Genomic DNA, 19,310 nt, shown 5'->3' with positions numbered 1-19,310 from the left:
GAGCCGAAACCGAATTGTGCAGCGGCTCCGCCAATGCAGCCAGGCGTTCGAGCAACTGAGGCGAGGCGAGGCCCCCAAGCACGATCGTCTCGGGATCGAAAAGATTTTCAAGCACGGCGATGGCATTGCGGAAGATCGGAGCGACTTCGGCCACCCATCCGGCGTCGTTGCCGTTCCAGCGGCCGCGCGCCTCGAGCGACAGATAGCGTTCGAGGCAGCCCCGGTTGCCGCAGGGGCAAAGCTCGCCTTCCGGAACGACGGGGATGTGGCCGATCTCGCCGGCATTGCCCCAGGCCCCGCGCAGCACGCCGCCGTCATGCACCATGGCGCCGCCAAGCCCGACGCTGAAATATAGATAGTAGTAGTCGGATCGCTGGAGGCCGAGGCCGTAGAGGCGTTCCCCCATGGCCGCCGCCGCCATATCGGTCTCGAAGAAGGCGGGCAGGCCGGTCGCGGCGGCAAGGCGCTCGCGCAGCGGCACGCCTTTCCAGCCCGCCATTGTGGTCGGTCCGACGAAGCTCATGGACTCGACGCCGAACGGGCCGGGAAGCGCCATGCCGACGCCGATGACCCGTCCTCCGGCGCGGCGCCCGGTCAGATCGGCAACCATGGCGCCGATCGCCTCGAAGGCGAGATCGGGCGTCGGGCTCGGCGCTTCGCGATGGACGCTCTCGATCACGTCGCCGCTCAGGTTGATGAGTGCGGCGTCTATCCCCAGCGGGGTGAGGTGGATGCCGACGGCATAGCCGCCTTCCGGGTTGATGCGCAGCGTGGCCGGCGGCTGGCCGCGGCCCTTCGGTTCCTCGCGGACCGACAGTATGTAACCCTGTTCCTCCAACTCGCGCACGATAGTCGAGACCGTCTGAACGGTGAGCCCGACGTGCTGCGCGATGTCGCCGCGGGCGATCGGACCGAAGCGGCGGATGGATTCGAGCACGATGCGCCGGTTGTATGGCCGCCCGAACTCCTGATTGGTTCCCCGCAACGCCATGGCTTGCGCTCCTGACGGACACAAGGTTCGCAGAGAAGATTTATTCAGTCAAATGGAATTCAAAAATAATTTGCCCGGCTCCCGAGGAGAGCAAGTTTCCCTGCGGCCCCGGCGCTTGCGACCCGGGCAATGAGCGGAAAGCTAGTATCTGATGACGCGACGCTCGATCAGCACGACGATGCAGAAAAGCGCGATCGACAGCGACGACGACAGCACGATCGCGGCGTAGAGCCGGTCGGATTGATAGTTGAACGTTGCCTGGATGATCAGCGCGCCGAGGCCTTTGTCCGAGCCGATCCATTCGCCGACGATGGCGCCGATTACCGCAGTGGCCGAGGCGATGCGCAGCGAGGAGAACAGCATCGGCAGGGCGCGAGGCAGGCGCAGAGCCCAGAAGATCTCCGAGCGTGTCGCCGACAGCACGCGGAACAGTTCGTGCTCGTTGTCGCTTGCCGAATCCAGGCCCCGGATCATGTTCACCAGGGTCGGGAAGAAGCAGATCACGGCGGCGATGACGATCTTTGGCGTCATGCCGAGGCCGAAGATCAGGATGATGATCGGCGACAGCGCCAGGATCGGAATGGTGTTGAAGAACAGCACGATCGGGAAATAGGCGGCCTGCAGGATGCGGCTGTGCACGAAGACCACGGCAAGCAGCACGGCGGCGAGATTGCCGATGACGAAGCCCGCCAGCGCCTCGATCAGCGTCGGTCTGAGATTGTCGATGAGCAGGGCGAAATTCTTCTGGAAGACGCCGAAGATCGCCGTCGGCGTCGGCACGATATAGGCCGGCACGCCGAGCAGCGGCAGGAGATACTGCCAGGCAATCAGGATCGACGCCGCGCCCAGAACCGGAAGCGCAATCGCCATTTGCGGGGCAAGCGGCGCCGGTCTCACGATGCGCGCTCCAGCGCTGCACGCAACTCGGCCATGGCGCCGACGATCGCCGCATCCTCGCGCTTGCAGCGGTTGCCTTCCTGCTTGAAGGGCCGCAGGTCGAGGTCCTTCACCACCCGTCCCGGATTGGCAGCCAGCACAATGACGCGCTCGCCGAGATAGGCGGCTTCGGCGATCGAATGGGTGACGAAAAGGATCGTTGTGCCGGTGCGCCGCCAGAGCGTCAGCAATTCGTCGTTGAGGCGATCGCGCGTGATCTCGTCCAGCGCGCCGAACGGCTCGTCCATCAGAAGCAGCCTGGGCTCGCCAAGCAGGGCGCGCGCGATGGCGACGCGCTGGCGCTGGCCCCCCGAAAGCTGATGCGGCAGGCGTTCACCGAGTCCGCCAAGCCCCATCAGCTCCAGCAGTTCGCTGCTGCGGTCATCGATCTTGCGTGTGAGGCTGCGCTGGCCGACGCCGAGCGGCAGGCGCACATTATCGCGCACCGTGCGCCAGGGCAGCAGGGTAGAATCCTGGAAGACGAAGCCGACGTCGCGGCGCGAGCGCACCGCGTGCGGTGTGGCCCCAAGCACGCTGATCGTGCCGTCCAGCGGGTCGAGCAGGTCCGCCACCACGCGAAGTAAGGTCGACTTGCCGCAGCCCGACGGGCCGAGGATCGACAGGAAGGAGCCGGCCGCGACCGTGAGGTCGAGGCCGGACAGCACCTTGACGACCTTCTGCCGGCCGCCATAGCCGACATCGAGCTTCTGCGCTTCGATGGCGTTCGGCATCAGGCCGCGGGCGCGTCGAGCTTGGGCCGGTCCGCGGCCGAAAGCTCCAGGATCTTCGTGGTGTAGACATCTTTGGCGGCCGGGCGTCCGTTCGGGTACTGGCCGACCTTGTCGAGCAGCGTCAATTGCTCCTCGATGGAGGCAGGGTCGAACGTGCCCCAGCCATCTTTGGCGGTCGCGCCGTCGAAGGAGAGTTTCAGCACTAGGTTGACGGTCTTCTCTTCCCAGCCGAGATCCATCTCCGGATACGCGGCGACCATCTTCTTCACCGCTTCCTGGGGGTTGGCGTGAACCCAGCCCCAGCCCTTGCCGACCGCGCCGACGAACTTCGCCAGTGTGTCGGGGTCCTTCTCGATCGCCGCGTCGGTCGCGAAATAGACGTCGGCGTAGGAAGCGAGGCCGAGGTCGCGCACCAGGAGATCGATGCGGTCCTCGCCGACCACGCTCAGCGCCTGGGTGTTGGTGATCCAGCCGCCGATGGCGTCGACGTCGCCGCGCACCAGAGGCGCCTTGTCGAAGCCGACATTGACGATGGTGACTTCCGACGGGTCGATGCCGTTCTTGGCCAGGATCTCATCGATGACGAAGCGCGCGGTCGGCTGGATGCCGATCTTCTTGCCCTTGAGGTCGGCAACATTGCGGATTGGCTTTCCCGGTTTCGAGGTCAGCGCATAGGGGCCGGTGCGGAAGCCGCAGGCGATGATTTTGATCGGCACGCCGCTGGCGCGCGCCGCATAAAGCTGCGGCGTTTCCGAGAACTGGCCGAGCTGCGCGGCGCCGGAGATCACCGGCGGCACGGTCGAGGCGTTGGGCCCGCCAGGGCTGAACTCCACCTCGAGCCCGGCATCCTTGAAATAGCCGTTGGCGACGGCCGCGATGTCACCGATCTGGCCATTGGACATCAGCCAGTCATACTGGATGACGACCTTGCCGGCGGCCCTGGCGCCCGGCGTCAACACCAATTGCATACCGGCTGACGCGGCTGCGACCGCTGCGAGGCCGCCCTTCACGAAAGCGCGGCGGTTCAATTCGTAGTCTTGGTTCCCACTCATTTTTCGCTCCTGTTGCAGACTTCTTGTCTCTTCTTTCCAAGCGCCGCTCCCTCGGCGCGGCGTCGCTACGGCTGTTGGTCGTGGTAGTCGCCAGGGCCGCCGTCGAGCCAGGCGTAAAGCTCCCAAAGCGTGTCGTCCGGATCGGTGAAATAGGCGCAGCGCGCATTCCAGACGTAGTTTTCGGGCGGTCCATAGAAGGGCACGCCCTTGGCGCTCAATTCGCCGTGCAGCCGGTCGATCTCGGCCGGCGATCCGAGCTGGACGGCGACGCAAACCTTGTGCGCTTGGCGCGGCGATCTCTGGTTCGAGACGCCGGTGTGTCGGTTGATGTGGTCGAGCTCCCAGGCGGCGAGCGTCACGCCCTCGCCATGGAAATCGGCAAACCCTTCGGCACGCCGACGCAGCCGGAAGCCGAGTTTCCCGACATAGAAGTCGACCGTACGCTCGATATTTTCCACCAGCAGGCAGACGTCGGAGATGCGGGTGAGGTTGGCCGGCATGATTATTTCGTCCCGCCGGTCTTGGAGAGTGGCAGCTTCACGCCGACGCGGTTCGCAGCGCCGATGATGTGCGTACGCATTGCTGCTTCTGCCGCCGCCGGATCGCCCGCCACTAGCGCCTCATAGATGCGCACATGTTCGCCGACATTGATCTCGACGAGATCGTGCAGCGGGTTGGTTAAGCGGGCATAGTGGATCGACTGGCGGATCTGCTCGCAGACAAAAGAGATGAAGGTGTGGATGTAGCTGTTGCCGGTCGCCCGCGCGATCTCGCGGTGGAATAGCAGGTCGGCGTCGATGCTGCCTTCTTCCCAGCGCTCCTCGCCGCCCATGCGATCGAGCGCCGCCTTGATCGAATCGAGATGCTCCTGCCCGCGCCGCGCCGCGGCGAGCGCCGCCGACTCGGCCTCGAGGATGCAACGCAGCTCGAACAGCCGCTCCATATTGTGGGTGTCCTTGAGCGCCTCGCGGTCGATGCGGATCGCCGCCCTTTGCTGGGGCGCCAGCACGAAGGCGCCGACGCCTTGCCGCGCCTCGATCATGCCGTCCGCCCTCAACTGGGCAATCGCCTCGCGCACCACATTGCGGCTGACGCCGAACTTCTCGGAAAGCTCCTGCTCGGTCGGCAGCCGCGCGCCGGGATTCAACTCGCCGGATTCGATCTCGCGGCTGAGGAAGGCCGCGACCCGGTGCGGCAGGGTCTCGACGGTGCCGATGGCGGCCAGTCTCTGCTTCATAAAAAACGCTCCGTCGAGGGCAGCAGGCAGCCGGGGTTCATCACCCCTTTAGGGTCGAGCGCAGTCTTCAGCGCGGCAGCCATGCGGCGATGCGCCGGCGAAAGCCCGGCCCAGAATTCTCGGGCACGGCTGCGGCCGATGCCGTGCTCGGCGCTGATCGAGCCGCCGAGCCTGACGGCGATGTCGTAGAGTCCCGCCGTGATTTCCTCGCCGCGCGCCCGGGCTTCGCCATCAGCGAGATCGAGCGGCGGCAGCACATTGAAATGGATGTTGCCGTCGCCGGCATGGCCATAGGCCAGTGCAATCCAGCCCGGATGTTCGGTGGCGACGAAGCGGCGGGCGCGCTCGACAAGGGCAGGGATATCGGAAATGCGCACCGAGAGATCGGTGCGCACGTGGTAGCCGCGCTTCGCCTGGCCCTCGACCAGTCCCTCGCGGATCGCCCAGAAGGCCTTAGCCTGCGCGTTGCTGGTCGCGAGGACTGCGTCGGCTACCAGGCCGCCTTCGAGCGCATCGGTTAGAAAACTGGCGAGCACGCCGTTGAGGTCGATGGTCGGTCCGGAGGACAATTCGATCAGCGCATGGACGGGTGCTGCGACAGGCGCCGTCATTCCAGGATCGACCAGCCGGGCCAAATCGATGCATTCCGAGCCGATGATCTCGAAGGCGGAAATCAGATCGGAGCAGGCGCGTCGCGCTCGGTTGAAGAGGCCGATGGCCGCTTCGAACGAGATGAGGCCGAGATAGGCGGTCTCGACACGGGCAGGCTTCGGGAACAGCTTGACCTCCACACCGGTAATGATGCCGAGCGTGCCCTCGGAGCCGATGAACAGCTGCTTCAGGTCATAACCGCTGTTGTTCTTGCGCAGCCCGGAAAAGCCGTTCCACAGCTCGCCATCGGCCAGAACAACCTCCAGCCCCAGGATCAGGTCGCGCGCCATGCCGTAGCGCAGCACGTTGACGCCGCCGGCATTGGTCGCGGCATTGCCGCCGATCTGGCAACTGCCTTGTGCGCCGAGCGCCAGTGGGAACAGGCAATCTTCGGCCTCGCTTGCCTCTTTGATCGTCTGCAGCACGCAGCCTGCGTCCGCCTGAAGTGTGAAGTTCGCGCGATCGATCCGGCGGATGGCGTTCAGCCGCTCCAGGCTGACGACTACACCGCCGGTGGTGGTGCCATCGATGGCGCCCGAAACCAAGCCGGTGTTGCCGCCCTGTGGAATGACGCCGAGTCCCAACTCGCTGCACAGACGCATCAGCACCTGCACCTCCGCAACCGACGCGGGGCGCAGTACGGCCAGCGCGCTGCCTCGATAGTCGCCGGCCCAATCGCCGAGATACTTCGCCATTCCAGCAGTGTCGGCAGTGAGACCGCTCGGCCCCACTGCGTCTTCGAGGACGCTGAGGATATCCGGTGAGAGGCTGCGAACGGTCATCAGCGGCGCAATCGGTGAGGCGATAGGGTGATGTATATCATCCTACAACTTGGATTGAGTCAATCCGAAGCGAGGCGCTGCCCAGGCAAAACGGTGGATAATCTGGAGGGACCTCGGGTCGGCCGCGAGGCGTGCGCTAAAGGTACTGCGCGACCTTCTTGCCGACGGCGAGGAAGCGCAGCGGGTCGACCGCCTCGCCGTTGTGGCGCACCTCGTAGTGGAGATGCGGACCGGTCGAGCGGCCGCTGCTGCCGGTCTTGCCGATCACGTCGCCGGCGGCGAGCTTCTGGCCGACAGTCACGTCGATCTCGCTGAGGTGGCCATAGCGCGTCGCAAAGCCGTTGCCGTGGTCGACCTCGACCATGCGGCCGTAGCCGCCGTTCCAGCCGGCCTTGGTGACGACGCCGGCAGCGGTGACCTTCGCCGGCATGCCGATCGGCGCCCTGAAATCCATTCCCGTATGCAGGGCGGCCGTGCCGAGGATCGGGTCGGTGCGCACTCCGAACGGGCTGGTCACAGTATGACCCGGCGCGGGATTGCTGAGCGGCAGCTTGCGCGCCTCTTTCTTGACTTGATCCAGCGCATCAAGCGCTTCATCCAGCTCTTTGACTTTGCTGTCGAAGATCATTGAGGAATCGAGCGGCACCAGCGGCCCGCCGACATCGTTCTTGTCGAGCTCCGTGTCGACCGGCAGCCCGGCGGCTTGCAGTGCCTGCGAGATCGCGTCCGCGTTGCGATAAGCGTTGTCCGCAAGCGTGGTGATGTGGGTGAGCTGCTGGTTCTCGATGGCCTTGAGCGAAGCGTTGATCGACACGAAGAGCTTGTCGGCGCGATCCGCTGACGTTTCGTTGTCGAGCGGGTCCGAGCGTGTCGACCACAGGGAGAATGGCCTCGTGTCGCCGGCGCCCAACGACGCGACGGAGTAGGTCGGGACCTGCGAAAGGCCGCCGGTGATCTCGGCGTGCTCGTCGGGTTTCGTCGCTGCGGCATTGGCTGCGGCGGGCACATCGCCGACCTCGCTCTCGGCGCGTTCGAGGATCGGCCCGAGCCGGCCGTGGCGCTGGCTGAGCTGGGTCTGCCTGGCCAGCAACTCGCCGACCTTGGTCTCCATGAGCTGCTGGTCGAGAAGCTGGCGGCTGGTGATGCGATCGACCTGGGCGCGAAGCGCGGAGATGCGATCCTCATAGGCCTGCTGCATGCGCGCCTGCCTGGCCGTGGTGGCGCCGATCAGGTCATCGCGCAGCACCAGGTAGGAGGTGGCGAGCAGATAGCCGATGGCGATCGCCGCAAGCGCCGACCCGATGAAGGCGGCAAGCCACGGACGGATGGTGAAATGCCGGATCTCGTTCCCCCGCGCGATAATGACCGTATGGGGCTCCTTGCGCCTGCCGAAGACCGCTGACTGACCGTTTGAATTCACGGGACCAAGCTTTCGTTACGACTCCAACGACAGCTCGATTACACATTATTAGGGTTAACAAAGCTTTGCTGGCCGCGATGTCGGCTTAACCAATTCCCGCAACGCGGGTGGCAGGTTGCAGGGAGGGAGGCCAGCAAACCGCGGAAAGCTTTTGGGTCGGCCCCGCTTCACAGCGCGCGCACCGCCTCCAGCACCTCTTCGGCATGGCCCTTGACGCGCACCTTGCGCCAGATGCGGGCGATGCGTCCGTCCTGGCCGATCAGGAAGGTGGCGCGCTCGACACCCATGTACTTGCGGCCGTACATCGTCTTCTCGACCCACAGATGATAGGCCTCGATCGCCTTGCGCTGCTCGTCGGCGACGAGATCGAGGGTGAGATCGTATTTCGCCTTGAATTTGTCGTGTTTCTTGACGCTATCGGGGGACAGCCCGATGACCACGGCGCCGGCCTTCTCGAATTCCGGCTTCAGCTGCGAGAAGCCGATCGCCTCGTTGGTGCAGCTTGTGGTGTCGTCCTGCGGATAAAAGTAGAGTACGACAGGTTTTCCCCGGATCGCGGCGAGGCTGAGGGAGCCGCCGCCGTCGCGCGGAAGATCGAATTGCGGCGCAACGTCGCCCACGTCGAGTTCAGCCATGTCGATGCCCTTGTTTGCGGTTACGCGCGGATCGAGCATCGATATAACGTGAGGCGGGGATTCGTCCACGACGAGTACGTTTACAACGGAATATTGCTTGGATCAGGAGCAACCGCAGCACGAGAAGATCAGGTTCAGGCGGGACGAGATCACCGACCTGGGAGCTTTTCCGTCCGCTTGCAGCGTGCCGCCGCTCGGCCGTGCTTCGGTGCGCCGGCGCTTCCGCATCCTCGGTCGGGTGTTCGCCGGGCTCTGCGCGTTGGTGCTTCTGGCGGCAATTGGCGTCTATGTGCTTGGCACGTCAGGCATCGGCACCGAGCGACTTCGCGCCGAAGCCGAGACGGCCATCGAGAAGCTCGCAGGCGTCGATCTCAACGTCACCGTTGGGCCGGCGCGGTTGACGCTCGATGGGTCGAGCTTCGTCGCTCTGCAGGTCAGCGACGTCAGCTTGAAGACGGCCGACGGCAAGCCGATGGCCGATGTCGGGCGCGTCCGCTTCGGCATGCGCCTGCTGCCGCTGCTATCCGGCGAGGTCAAGCTCACCAGCGCCCGGTTCTCCGACGCTCGCATCATGGTCGCCGCCATGCCGTCCGGGAGCGGTGATTGGACTGCGGCTTTGCGCAACGAGGATGGCCTGGTCGATCCGGAGAAAGTATCGGCGGCGGTGTTTGGCGGCGTCAACGCGGCGCTGGATGCGGTGCGCGCGGAATCGATGCGCCAGATCGACCTCCGCAACGTCGAGTTCGAATTGCCGCCGGGCGGATCGGTCAGGCGTGTGACCGTCGCCGAGGCCACTGTTGGGCAGACGGGCACAGGCAGCATGGAACTGTCTTCAAATGCCGATGTCGACGGCCGGCATGTCAGCCTGAGCGCCTCCGCGGCGCGCGATCCGAGCGCCAGGCGGATAGCATCGCTGGACGCCGCCCTCGCGATAGCCGACGTCGGCGTAGCGCCCGCTCAGGGAAGCTCCAGTGGCGGGAACTTCGCCGCCCAGGGCGGCAAGCTTGGTTCTGTTGCGCTGAAGCTTTCGGGCGCCGAGGCGTCCGGCGACACGCCGTCGCGGCTGACGGCGTCGCTGTCGCTCGGCGGCTCGGTGCTCGATCTCGGCTCGCGCGGGCTGCTGCCGGCCGACGTCGATGCCAGGGCCACATTGGTCGCGGGATCAAACAAGGTCTCGGTCGACAAATTGCTGATCAGGACCGGCCGCTCGACATTCGATTTCTCAGGCTCGATCGGGCCGAAACCGGCAGCCGCGGGCGAGGAGCCGTCCTACCGCTATGACCTTGTCAGCGACGGCTCGACGCTCGCGCCTTCGGAATCGCCGGAGCCGGCGCTTCAGTTTCTTGCCCGGGTCGCCGGCGTCTACCAGACCAAGAGCCGCAAGCTCGTCGCCGAGCAGATCGGCGTCCGCTCCGGGGGTTCGAGCGACGTGCTGGGCACGGCGTCGCTCGCCTTCATCGACAATGGCCCGCCGGGTGTGTCGCTGTCGCTCAATGTACACGACATGCCGGTTTCGCATGTGAAGCAGTTGTGGCCCTGGTTCTCTGCCCGCAACGCGCGGCTTTGGGTGCTGGACAACCTGTTCGGCGGCCGTGTGGTCGACGCCAACCTGCAGTTCCAGGTCGTTCCTGGGCGGCTCGGCAACGGCGTTCCGCTTTCCGGCGACGAGGTGTTCGGCCGCTTCCAGGTCGAGGGCTCGCGCTTCGATACTGCGGGGCGCATTCCGCCGATCCGCGATGCGGTCGGTGTCGTTGCCTTCCACGGCAACGATGTCGATATCACGCTGTCCTCGGGCAGCGTTTTTATGCCGAGCGGCCGCACCGTGGCGGCAAGCGGGGGCACACTGACGATCAAGCAGGCGAATGTTTCGCCCGTGATCGGCTCTCTCGACATCGATGTCGCCGGCGAAGCCCCGGCGATCGCCGAACTCGCCTCCTTTGAGCCGATCAACGCCATGCGCCATGTCGGGCTTGCGCCTGAGGATTTGAGCGGCACCGTCACCGGGCATGTGCGGGCCGACATTCCGCTGACTTCCGGCGTCGATACCTCGAGGCTCGACTGGCTGGTGGCGCTGGACTACCAGGATCTTTCCTTAGCCAAGCCGTTCGAGGACCAGATGGTGACCGAGGCCGACGGGTCGATCACCGTGAGCCCCGACCGTGCGGTGATATCGGCGAAGGCGAAGCTGAACGGCATTCCAGCCGAGCTCGACCTGGTCGAGCCGCTCGAGGACAGCGGCCCGCCGCGCAGCCGTAAGGTCGCGCTGGTGATCGACGACAAGACGCGCGCTGCAGCAATGCCCGGCCTGTCGCCGCTGCTTTCCGGAACCATCAAGGTGGCGATCGACAAGAGCGGCGAGGGCGTCCAGAACGTGTCGGCCGACCTGACCAACGCAAGGCTCGACATCCCCTGGGCAGGATGGAGCAAGGGTGCCGGCATTCCGGCCAAGGTCACCTTCACGATGGCAAAGTCCGGCAGCACGACCACGCTGTCCGACTTCGATCTCGATGGGAAGAGCTTTTCGATCGACGGCGATGTGACACTGGTCAACGGGGCGCTGTCCTCGGCCCGGTTCAGCAAGGTCGCGCTCAACAGAGGAGACGACGTCGCGGTCTCGGTCAAACGGTCGGGCAAAAGCTATGCGGTCAACGTCAGCGGCGACTCTCTCGACGCCCGCTCGCTGATCAAACAGTTCACCACAGACGTCGATACAGCCACAAAAGGCGCCGGCGCCGACGCGATCTCGGTCAGCGCCGACGTGAAGTCGCTGACCGGCTTTCACGACGAGGTGCTGTCGAACCTCAAGCTGAATTACAGCGCTGCCGGCTCCCGGGTGAATGGTCTCGATGTCAGCGCGACGGCGAGTTCGGGTGCCGCCATTGCCGTCCGAAACACCACCGGCGACGGCGGCCGGTCCCTCAGGATGAAATCGGCCGATGCCGGCGCTATCCTGCGCTTCCTCAACATTTACGAGCATATGGAGGGCGGGGCTATCACGCTGTCGCTGGCGGGCGACGCCGACGGGCCAATGAAGGGGCAGGTCGACGCCAGCAATTTCTATGTCGTCAACGAGCCGAAGCTTGCGTCGATCGTGTCGACCAGGCCGGCCGGCGATACGCGCAGCCTCAACCAGGCGGTCAAGGCCAACATCGACACCTCAAGGGTGCAGTTCGAGCGCGGCTATGCCGAGATCGACAAAGGCTCCGGCTATCTCAGACTGGCAAACGGTCTGTTGCGCGGTCCGCGCATCGGCACCACCTTCCAGGGCACGCTCTACGACCAGGACAACAATATGGACATGACCGGCACCTTCATGCCGGTCTATGGGCTGAATCGCATCTTCGGCGAACTGCCGCTGTTCGGCCCGCTGCTCGGCAACGGCCGCGACCGCGGCCTGATCGGCGTCACCTACCGGCTGCGCGGCAACGCCAACAAGCCGACGCTCAACATCAATCCGCTGTCGGTGGTGGCGCCGGGAATTTTTCGCTCAATCTTCGAATATCGGTGATGAGGCCGACTAGATCGGCCGCACCAGAACGTGCTTCTTCCTGCCGAACGAGAGCTTCACTACACCTTCCGCGCCCAGGTCCTGGAGCGTCACTACGCGCCGGTCATCCGTGACCGCCTGGTCGTTGAGGCGCACGGCGCCGCCCTGGACGTGCCGGCGCGCTTCGCCATTGGAGCCGGCGAGTCCGGCGGTGACGAACAGCGACAGGATTCCGATGCCGGCCTCGAGATCAGCCTTGGCGACGTCGATGCTGGGCAGCGTGTCGGCGAGCGCGCCTTCCTCGAAAGTCTTGCGCGCGGTCTCTGCAGCCGTTTCGGCCGCCTCGCGGCCATGCAGCATGGCGGTGATCTCGGTGGCGAGAATCTTCTTCGCCTCGTTGATCTCCGAGCCGCCGAGCTTTTCGAGGCGCGCGACCTCATCCAGCGGCAGCGTCGTGTAGAGCTTCAGGAAGCGCCCGACATCCGCGTCCTCTGTGTTGCGCCAGTACTGCCAGAATTCGTAAGGGGACAGCATGTCGCCATCGAGCCAGACAGCGCCGGAGGCCGACTTGCCCATCTTGGCGCCGGAGGAAGTGGTGAGCAGCGGCGTGGTCATCGCAAACAGCTGCACGCCTTCCATGCGATGACCGAGATCGATGCCGTTGACGATGTTGCCCCACTGGTCGGAGCCGCCCATCTGCAGCCGGCAGCCGACGCGCTTGTAGAGCTCGACGAAGTCGTAAGCCTGCAGGATCATGTAGTTGAATTCGAGGAACGACAGCGACTGCTCGCGGTCGAGCCTGAGCTTCACGGAATCGAAGGCCAGCATGCGGTTTACGGAGAAATGCCGGCCGACATCGCGCAGGAAACTGACGTAGTTGATCTCCATCAGCCAATCGGCATTGTTGACCATCACCGCGTCGCCCGCGCCGCTGCCGAATTTGAGATAAGGCGCGAAATTGCGGCGGATGCCGACGAGATTGCTCTCAATGTCCCCAGGCGTCAGCAGCTTGCGCGCCTCGTCCTTGAAAGAAGGATCGCCGATCATCGAGGTGCCGCCGCCCATCAGCGCGATCGGCCGGTGGCCGGTCTGCTGCAGCCAGTGAAGCATCATGATCTGGATCAGCGATCCGGCATGCAGGCTCTTCGCCGTCGCATCGAAGCCGATATAAGCGCTCACCGTTTCCTTGGCGAAAAGCTGGTCGAGGCCGGTTTCATCCGAAATCTGGTGGATGAAGCCGCGCTCGCTCATGATGCGCAGGAAATCGGACTTGAAGGCGGACATCTTTTCTTCCCGGAGATCGCACGGCATTTGGCCGAGCTTGACGTGAAGGGGCGCGTTTAGCATCCAAGCGCGATCAGCAAAAGTGGTTTCCGGTTTTGCGTAGGATCGCGCTTCAAGAGGCAAACAGGTGATCAGCAAAAGTGGTTTCCGGTTTGCGTGGGATCGCGCTTCAACGGGCAAATGGGCGATCAGCAAAAGTGGCTTGGGGCTTTGCGTGCTATCGCCGCATCCTTGCTTCGCCTCTTTTGCTGGCGTAATGAGGCGCCCGCGCAAGGGCAGCACGCCCCGACGCGCCGCGACGGGGCTATCCCGCAGATCAGATCGGACAAGCTCCCGCGATGAACAGGAACTATCTCCTCCTCTTTCTGTTCAGCATCCTGATGACCGTCAGCGGGCTGGCAAGCCTGCCGCCGATCGACCGCGACGAATCCCGCTTCGTCCAGTCGACCAAGCAGATGGTCGAGACCGGCGACTACATCGACATCCGCCTGCAGGATGTGACGCGCTACAAGAAACCGATCGGCATCTATTGGCTGCAATCGGCGGCCGTCGTATTGAGCGGTGAGGGGGCCGAAGCGCCGATCTGGGTCTATCGGCTGGTTTCGATGCTCGGCATTGCGCTCGCCGTCGTGGGCATCGGCTGGACGGGCACAAAACTCTTCGGCGCCAATGCCGGCCTTGCCGCCGGCCTGATGATAGCCGCCATCTTCGCCACCGCCTTCGAAGGCCGCGACGCCAAGACCGACGCCATGTTGCTCGCCTGCTGCGTGGCCGCGCAAGGCGCGTTGGCGCAGGTCTATCTGGCCGCCCGCCGCAAGGAGCCGATTGCCGGCCACCTCCCATGGATCTTCTGGATCGCGCAGGGACTGGGAATTCTGATCAAGGGTCCGGTCGCTCCGCTGTTGTCGCTGCTGACGGCCGGCGCGCTGTTCGCCTTCGAACGCGACTGGCGCTGGCTTTTGAAGCTGAAGCTGGTGCGCGGCGTCGCAATCGTGCTCGTCATCGTGCTGCCCTGGATCATCCTCATCAGCTGGAAGAGCGGCGGCGCCTTCTTCCAGGAGGCGGTCGGCAAGGACATGCTGAACAAGGTGGCGCAAGGCGAGGAATCGCATGGCCTGCCGCCGGGCTTCTATATGCTCACCTATTCGCTGTTCATGTGGCCTTTCGGCCTGATCGCGGTCGGCGCCGGGCTGCAGGCCATCAACCGCTTCTGGGACGACCCGCGCCTGCGCTTCTGTCTCGCCTGGTATATCCCCTTCTGGCTGGTGTTCGAGGCGATCCCGACCAAGCTGCCGCATTATGTGCTGCCGGCCTATCCCGGCATGGCGCTGCTGATCGGCTGGCTGCTCACCTTGCCGGAGGACAAGGCCAATGCGCCGCTCAAGCGCTGGCAGAGCTGGCTGTGGTGGTCGACCGCCTTCGGCGTCGTCGTCGTGTCGATCGGGCTAGCCGCAGTATGCATAGGCGCGCCGCTCTATCTCGCAAAAGCCTTTTCCTGGTGGAGCATTCCGGCGGCAATCGCCGCGCTCGTGACCGGCTATCTGGCTTTCCCGCGCCAATTGCAGGTGCCGCTCGAACGCATCGCGGCGATCGCGATCGGCGCGGGCGTAACGTTCAGCCTGCTGTTCGGCGTGATTGCGCCGTCGCTGAGGCCGATCTGGCTGAGCCCGGCCATCAGGGCAGCCGTCGATGCCAACCGTCCTTGCGACACCACGGTGCTCGCCTCGTCCCCCTATCACGAGCCGAGCCTGGTGTTCCTGGTCGGGACCAAGACCGTGCTGACCGACGTCGATGGCGTGGCAAGGCACCTGCTGGCCGATCCGACCTGTGCGCTGGGACTGGCGCCGGTCAAGGAGGAGCAAAAGCTCAACGAGCTGCTTGCCGGGCAGGGCAAGTCGGCGAAGCGACTGACCGAGATCGACGGGCTCAACTATTCGTCAGGAGACAAGCTGGCGCTCGGCCTTTATCGAGTGGCCCAGTGAGGAATAATGTCGGAGCTCGAAGACGCCTATAGAGCCATGTCCGCCGTTTCTCTTTACCGCCGTTCGCTCGGCAACTTCCTCGACACGACGCGCATCGTGCAGCGGCGTTTTGCAGTGCGTCCCGCGCGCTATCCCGAGATTCCCTGGCTCGTCTGGGTCTCTGCATGGCTTCTGCTGGCCATAGCCATTGGCCTCACCCTGGACAGCGCCGCCGGCAGGATGCGCGGCGGGTGGACGCCAGGCTTCGTCCGTTTCACCGACTTCTTAACGGATTTCGGCCTGGGCGGCTGGTATCTCATCCCCGCGGTTCTCTGCCTCGTCGCCGCCAACCTGACGGACTGGCGACGGCTTTCCAGGTCGTCGCGTCTGCTCGTCTACAATTGGACCTGCTTCGCTTTCCTGGTGCTTTGCGCGGTTGGTCTTTCCGGGCTGGCCGTCAACTTACTGAAATACGGCATCGGCCGGGCCCGGCCGCTCTATTTCAACGATTACGGGGTGCTGTCGCTGCATCCCTTCGCCATGGATGCGCGCTTCGCCGGCTTTCCGTCCGGCCATGCCACGACGATGGGGGCGGTGTTCGGCGTCCTCTTGCTGCTGTTTCCAAGGCGCTGGCACATCGCGCTTGCGGCCACGGCCTTGATCGCTTCGACGCGCGTCTTCGTCGGCGCGCATTATCCGAGCGACACAGTGGCCGGCTTTGGGCTCGGCCTTGCCTTTGCGATCGCCGCAGGGCTGGTCTTCGCGCGGCTCGGTTTCATCTTCCGACGGCCGTCGTCGACCAGACCCGTGCCCAAGCGCACGTTCCGGCTGCTGTCTTCCAGCGGATCCAAGGACAAAACATCGCTGGCGAGGCGGAGCCGCGAGCAATTGTCGGCTGACCGCCCGTAGAGCTATTTGGTCTAAGGATCGCCCGAAATCTACCTCAGCCGCTTCGGCCGTGGATCGGCGAGCTCGCCGGCCAGACGCCGGTCGAGGTAGTCGGCGCATTCGTCGATCAGCAGTTCGGCGTGGTTGGCGAAGAAATGGTTGGCGCCGGAGATAGTCTTCTGGGTGATGGTTATGCCCTTTTGCGTGTGCAGCTTGTCGACCAGCGTCTGGACGTCCTTGGGCGGCGCCACCTTATCGGCATCGCCATGGATGATGAGGCCGGACGACGGGCAGGGTGCCAGGAACGAAAAATCGTAGGTGTTGGGCTGCGGGGCGACCGAGATGAAGCCCTCGATCTCGGGCCGGCGCATGAGCAGCTGCATGCCGATCCATGAGCCGAAGGAATAGCCCGCGACCCAGCAGCTCTTGGAATCCGGATGCAGCGACTGCACCCAGTCGAGCGCAGCGGCCGCGTCCGACAATTCGCCGGTACCGTGGTCGAACTCGCCCTGGCTGCGGCCGATGCCGCGGAAATTGAAGCGAAGCGTGGTGAAATCGCGCTTCTGGAACATGTAGAAGAGGTCGTAGACGATCTTGTTGTTCATCGTGCCGCCGAATTGCGGGTGCGGATGCAGCACGATGGCGATCGGCGCGCTCTTTTCCTTGGAAGGCTGGTAACGGCCCTCCAGGCGACCAGCCGGACCGGCGAAAATGACCTCAGGCATAAAATACTCCACGTGGCATTCGAAGGCGCGGGCCCGGACTCTTCCTTTGGCCCATTCTGTGGCCTTGACGCCGGGCAAGCGTCTTCCTAGAAGCTAGTTTAGAATTGTTCAAAACTGGGTGCCGAGAACGCATTTTCTCGGCCGCCCGCGCCGCAAGCCGGGTAAATAGGACGGCTCGCCTTGCAATTTCAAGGAAATAACGCGCTGTCCTCGCGGAATGGCTGCTGACAGGATCGACTGAAGGAAAATGGCCGCAACTCGCGCCTATCTCGACTACAACGCCAGCGCACCTCTCATGGCAGAGGCGCGGTCGGCGGCGGTCGCGGCGCTCGATGCCGCCAATCCGTCGTCGGTTCACAGCGAGGGCCGCGCGGCGCGGCGGCTGATCGAGGATGCCAGGCGTGACGTGGCAAGACTGGTCAATGCCAGGCCCGAGCACGTCGTGTTCACCTCCGGCGCGACGGAGGCCGCATCGACGATGCTTACTCCCGACTGGCAGATGGGGCGCGGCTCTGTCCGCATCAGCCACTTCTATGTCTCGGCTGCCGACCATCCCTGCATTCTGAATGGCGGGCGGTTCTCGGCGGCGCAGGTGACGAGGATCGGCGTCGATCGAGACGGCATTGCCGATCTCGAGACGCTGACTACGGCGCTCTCCGCGCATGACAAGGCTGCCGGCCTGCCGCTGGTGGCGATCCATGCCGCCAACAACGAGACGGGGGTGATCCAGCCGATCGGACGCATCGCCGAGGTCGTCAAGGAAGCGGGCGGCGTGCTGGTCGTCGACGCCGTGCAGGCGGCAGGGCGGATTCCGATCGACATGTCAGCCGGTTATGCCGATTATCTGATCCTGTCCTCGCACAAGATCGGCGGCCCGAAGGGCGTCGGCGCCATCGTCGCCCGGGCCGATCTGATGATGCCGAAGCCGCTGATCAATGGCGGCGGCCAGGAAAAGGGCCATCGCGCCGGCACGGAGAATCTTCCCGGCATTGCTGGTTTCGGTGCCGCGGCGCGGGCAGCACTCGCCGGCCTGGAAGACATGGAAGCGGTCGCGCGCCGTCGCGACGAGGTCGAGGCAATCGTGCGGGAGCTCGTCCCTGATACGCAAATCTTTGGAGCGGCCGCGCCAAGGCTTGCCAACACGACATTCTTCGCTATTCCCGGCGTCAAGGCCGAGACGGCGCAGATCGCCTTCGATCTCGCCGGTGTAGCCCTGTCGGCCGGTTCCGCCTGCTCGTCGGGGAAAGTCGGGCCAAGCCAGGTGCTGAAGGCGATGGGCCACGGCGAGAGCCTTGGCGCCTTGCGCGTCTCGATTGGCCGCGCTACCGGCGCCGAGGAGATCGAGGCGTTCCGGGCGGCTCTGGCGGGCATAGCCGCGCGTCGGGCTGGAAAAGAGAAGGCTGCCTGACGGCGGCAAGGCATCGGACGAGAGATCCCCGGCGGTTCTCCAAATCCGGTGTTCGAAAGACGAATTCAGGCCATCCGGCCTGGTAGAGCCGTGCGTTTCGTTTGGACGGGTGAATTTCCGGCCGGAACGCACTATATGGAGCTTACTCCGCAGCCGAGTCCTTCCTGGGGCGCGTTTGTGCGGTGCCATAGTTTGAAAACTGCCGGGCCTTGACCCCGGCGTGGATGGAGAACGCTTATGCCTGCTGTGCAGGAGACGATCGATCGAGTCCGAAAGATCGACGTCGACCAGTATAAATACGGATTCCAGACAGAGATCGAGATGGATAAGGCCCCCAAGGGCCTGAGCGAAGACATCATTCGCTTGATCTCCGAGAAGAAGGGCGAGCCGGACTGGATGCTGGAATGGCGTCTGGGCGCCTATAGGCGCTGGCTGACGCTGGAAGAGCCGACGTGGGCGCGCGTCCACTATCCGAAGATCGATTTCCAGGACATTTACTATTACGCGGCGCCGAAGAGCACGCCGGGACCGAAGTCGCTGGACGAGGTCGATCCCGAATTGCTCAAGGTCTACGAGAAGCTTGGCATTCCTTTGAAGGAGCAGGAGATCCTCGCCGGCGTGCAGAAGACCGACGCTTCGGAGCTGGAGGAGGCCAACGACAACGTCTACAAGTCCGGCCGCGTCGCGGTCGACGCCGTGTTCGATTCCGTCTCGGTGGTCACCACCTTCAAGAAGGAGCTGGCTCAGGCCGGCGTTATCTTCTGCTCGATTTCGGAAGCGATCCGCGAGCACCCTGAGCTGGTACAGAAATATCTGGGCTCGGTCGTGCCCACTTCCGACAATTTCTACGCCACGCTGAACTCGGCCGTGTTCACCGACGGCTCCTTCGTCTTCGTGCCGAAGGGCGTGCGCTGCCCGATGGAGCTGTCGACCTATTTCCGCATCAACGAGAAGAATACCGGCCAGTTCGAGCGCACGCTGATCATCGCCGAAGAAGGGGCCTATGTCTCCTACCTCGAGGGCTGCACGGCGCCGCAGCGCGACGAGAACCAGCTGCATGCCGCGGTGGTCGAGCTGATCGCGCTCGACGATGCCGAAATCAAATATTCGACGGTGCAGAAC

At 64.4% G+C, this 19,310-nt stretch carries 16 protein-coding genes; 5 read left to right on the top strand and 11 right to left on the bottom strand.

The window, feature by feature from the left end; all coding sequences use genetic code 11:
* From EOA49_RS21665 to EOA49_RS21625, 9 genes are all read right to left on the bottom strand, one after another.
* On the bottom strand, positions 1 to 991 hold a 991-nt coding region (locus EOA49_RS21665), incomplete at its 3' end, for an ROK family transcriptional regulator (RefSeq protein ID WP_127243339.1).
* Positions 992 to 1,132: 141 nt separating this feature from the next.
* Positions 1,133 to 1,888: an ABC transporter permease gene (locus EOA49_RS21660; RefSeq protein WP_067328257.1), complete on the bottom strand. Its 756-nt coding sequence runs from the start codon at positions 1,886 to 1,888 to the stop codon at positions 1,133 to 1,135.
* The gene (locus tag EOA49_RS21655; protein ID WP_095780639.1) at positions 1,885 to 2,658 is read right to left on the bottom strand and encodes an ATP-binding cassette domain-containing protein; all 774 of its coding nucleotides are present in this window, start codon (positions 2,656 to 2,658) and stop codon (positions 1,885 to 1,887) included. The genes EOA49_RS21660 and EOA49_RS21655 overlap by 4 nt, the downstream gene beginning before the upstream one ends.
* The gene (locus EOA49_RS21650; protein ID WP_197504223.1) at positions 2,658 to 3,710 is read right to left on the bottom strand and encodes an ABC transporter substrate-binding protein; all 1,053 of its coding nucleotides are present in this window, start codon (positions 3,708 to 3,710) and stop codon (positions 2,658 to 2,660) included. The genes EOA49_RS21655 and EOA49_RS21650 overlap by 1 nt, the downstream gene beginning before the upstream one ends.
* Before the next feature lie 65 nt (positions 3,711 to 3,775).
* On the bottom strand, positions 3,776 to 4,210 hold the full coding sequence (locus EOA49_RS21645; protein ID WP_067328264.1) for a VOC family protein: 435 nt from the start codon (positions 4,208 to 4,210) through the stop codon (positions 3,776 to 3,778).
* 2 nt (positions 4,211 to 4,212) lie between these two features.
* Complete coding sequence (locus tag EOA49_RS21640; protein WP_127241014.1) at positions 4,213 to 4,947, bottom strand: FadR/GntR family transcriptional regulator; 735 nt, start codon at positions 4,945 to 4,947, stop codon at positions 4,213 to 4,215.
* Entirely contained in the window at positions 4,944 to 6,380 is a 1,437-nt protein-coding gene (locus EOA49_RS21635) for an FAD-binding oxidoreductase (RefSeq protein ID WP_067328269.1), read from the bottom strand. The genes EOA49_RS21640 and EOA49_RS21635 overlap by 4 nt, the downstream gene beginning before the upstream one ends.
* A gap of 136 nt (positions 6,381 to 6,516) precedes the next feature.
* A complete protein-coding gene (locus tag EOA49_RS21630) occupies positions 6,517 to 7,800 on the bottom strand; it encodes a M23 family metallopeptidase (RefSeq protein WP_127241015.1) in 1,284 nt (427 codons plus the stop codon).
* 167 nt (positions 7,801 to 7,967) lie between these two features.
* Positions 7,968 to 8,435, bottom strand: coding sequence for a peroxiredoxin (locus EOA49_RS21625; protein ID WP_067328452.1), 468 nt, complete (start codon positions 8,433 to 8,435; stop codon positions 7,968 to 7,970).
* A 97-nt stretch (positions 8,436 to 8,532) separates the two neighbouring features.
* On the opposite strand from EOA49_RS21625, the gene EOA49_RS21620 reads away from it, so the two are divergent.
* Complete coding sequence (locus EOA49_RS21620; RefSeq protein ID WP_127241016.1) at positions 8,533 to 11,943, top strand: DUF3971 domain-containing protein; 3,411 nt, start codon at positions 8,533 to 8,535, stop codon at positions 11,941 to 11,943.
* Between the two features lie 9 nt (positions 11,944 to 11,952).
* On the opposite strand, the gene tyrS is transcribed toward EOA49_RS21620, so the two are convergent.
* Positions 11,953 to 13,206: a tyrosine--tRNA ligase gene (tyrS, locus tag EOA49_RS21615; RefSeq protein ID WP_127241017.1), complete on the bottom strand. Its 1,254-nt coding sequence runs from the start codon at positions 13,204 to 13,206 to the stop codon at positions 11,953 to 11,955.
* A 338-nt stretch (positions 13,207 to 13,544) separates the two neighbouring features.
* Here tyrS and EOA49_RS21610 point away from each other — a divergent pair, with 338 nt between their 5' ends.
* Together EOA49_RS21610 and EOA49_RS21605 are read left to right on the top strand one after the other, a co-directional pair.
* Positions 13,545 to 15,188 carry a glycosyltransferase family 39 protein gene (locus EOA49_RS21610; protein WP_127241018.1) on the top strand — a complete coding sequence of 548 codons (1,644 nt, stop codon included), beginning with the start codon at positions 13,545 to 13,547 and terminating at the stop codon, positions 15,186 to 15,188.
* A 6-nt stretch (positions 15,189 to 15,194) separates the two neighbouring features.
* A complete protein-coding gene (locus EOA49_RS21605; protein WP_206519924.1) occupies positions 15,195 to 16,076 on the top strand; it encodes a phosphatase PAP2 family protein in 882 nt (293 codons plus the stop codon).
* Between the two features lie 29 nt (positions 16,077 to 16,105).
* Here the strand turns inward: EOA49_RS21605 and EOA49_RS21600 are convergent, their stop codons facing one another.
* On the bottom strand, positions 16,106 to 16,780 hold the full coding sequence (locus EOA49_RS21600) for an alpha/beta hydrolase (RefSeq protein ID WP_066995082.1): 675 nt from the start codon (positions 16,778 to 16,780) through the stop codon (positions 16,106 to 16,108).
* A gap of 247 nt (positions 16,781 to 17,027) precedes the next feature.
* On the opposite strand from EOA49_RS21600, the gene EOA49_RS21595 reads away from it, so the two are divergent.
* Together EOA49_RS21595 and EOA49_RS21590 are read left to right on the top strand one after the other, a co-directional pair.
* The gene (locus EOA49_RS21595; protein WP_127243338.1) at positions 17,028 to 18,188 is read left to right on the top strand and encodes a cysteine desulfurase family protein; all 1,161 of its coding nucleotides are present in this window, start codon (positions 17,028 to 17,030) and stop codon (positions 18,186 to 18,188) included.
* A 237-nt stretch (positions 18,189 to 18,425) separates the two neighbouring features.
* Positions 18,426 to 19,310, top strand: an 885-nt coding sequence (locus EOA49_RS21590; protein WP_206520204.1) for a SufD family Fe-S cluster assembly protein, incomplete at its 3' end; no start/stop codon positions are given.

The sequence above is a fragment of the Mesorhizobium sp. M1A.F.Ca.IN.020.04.1.1 genome (genome assembly GCF_003997315.1).
Taxonomy (GTDB): Bacteria; Pseudomonadota; Alphaproteobacteria; order Rhizobiales; family Rhizobiaceae; genus Mesorhizobium.
The sequence above is the reverse complement of the archived record's forward strand: the minus strand, read 5'-3'. Positions and strand labels throughout refer to the sequence as shown.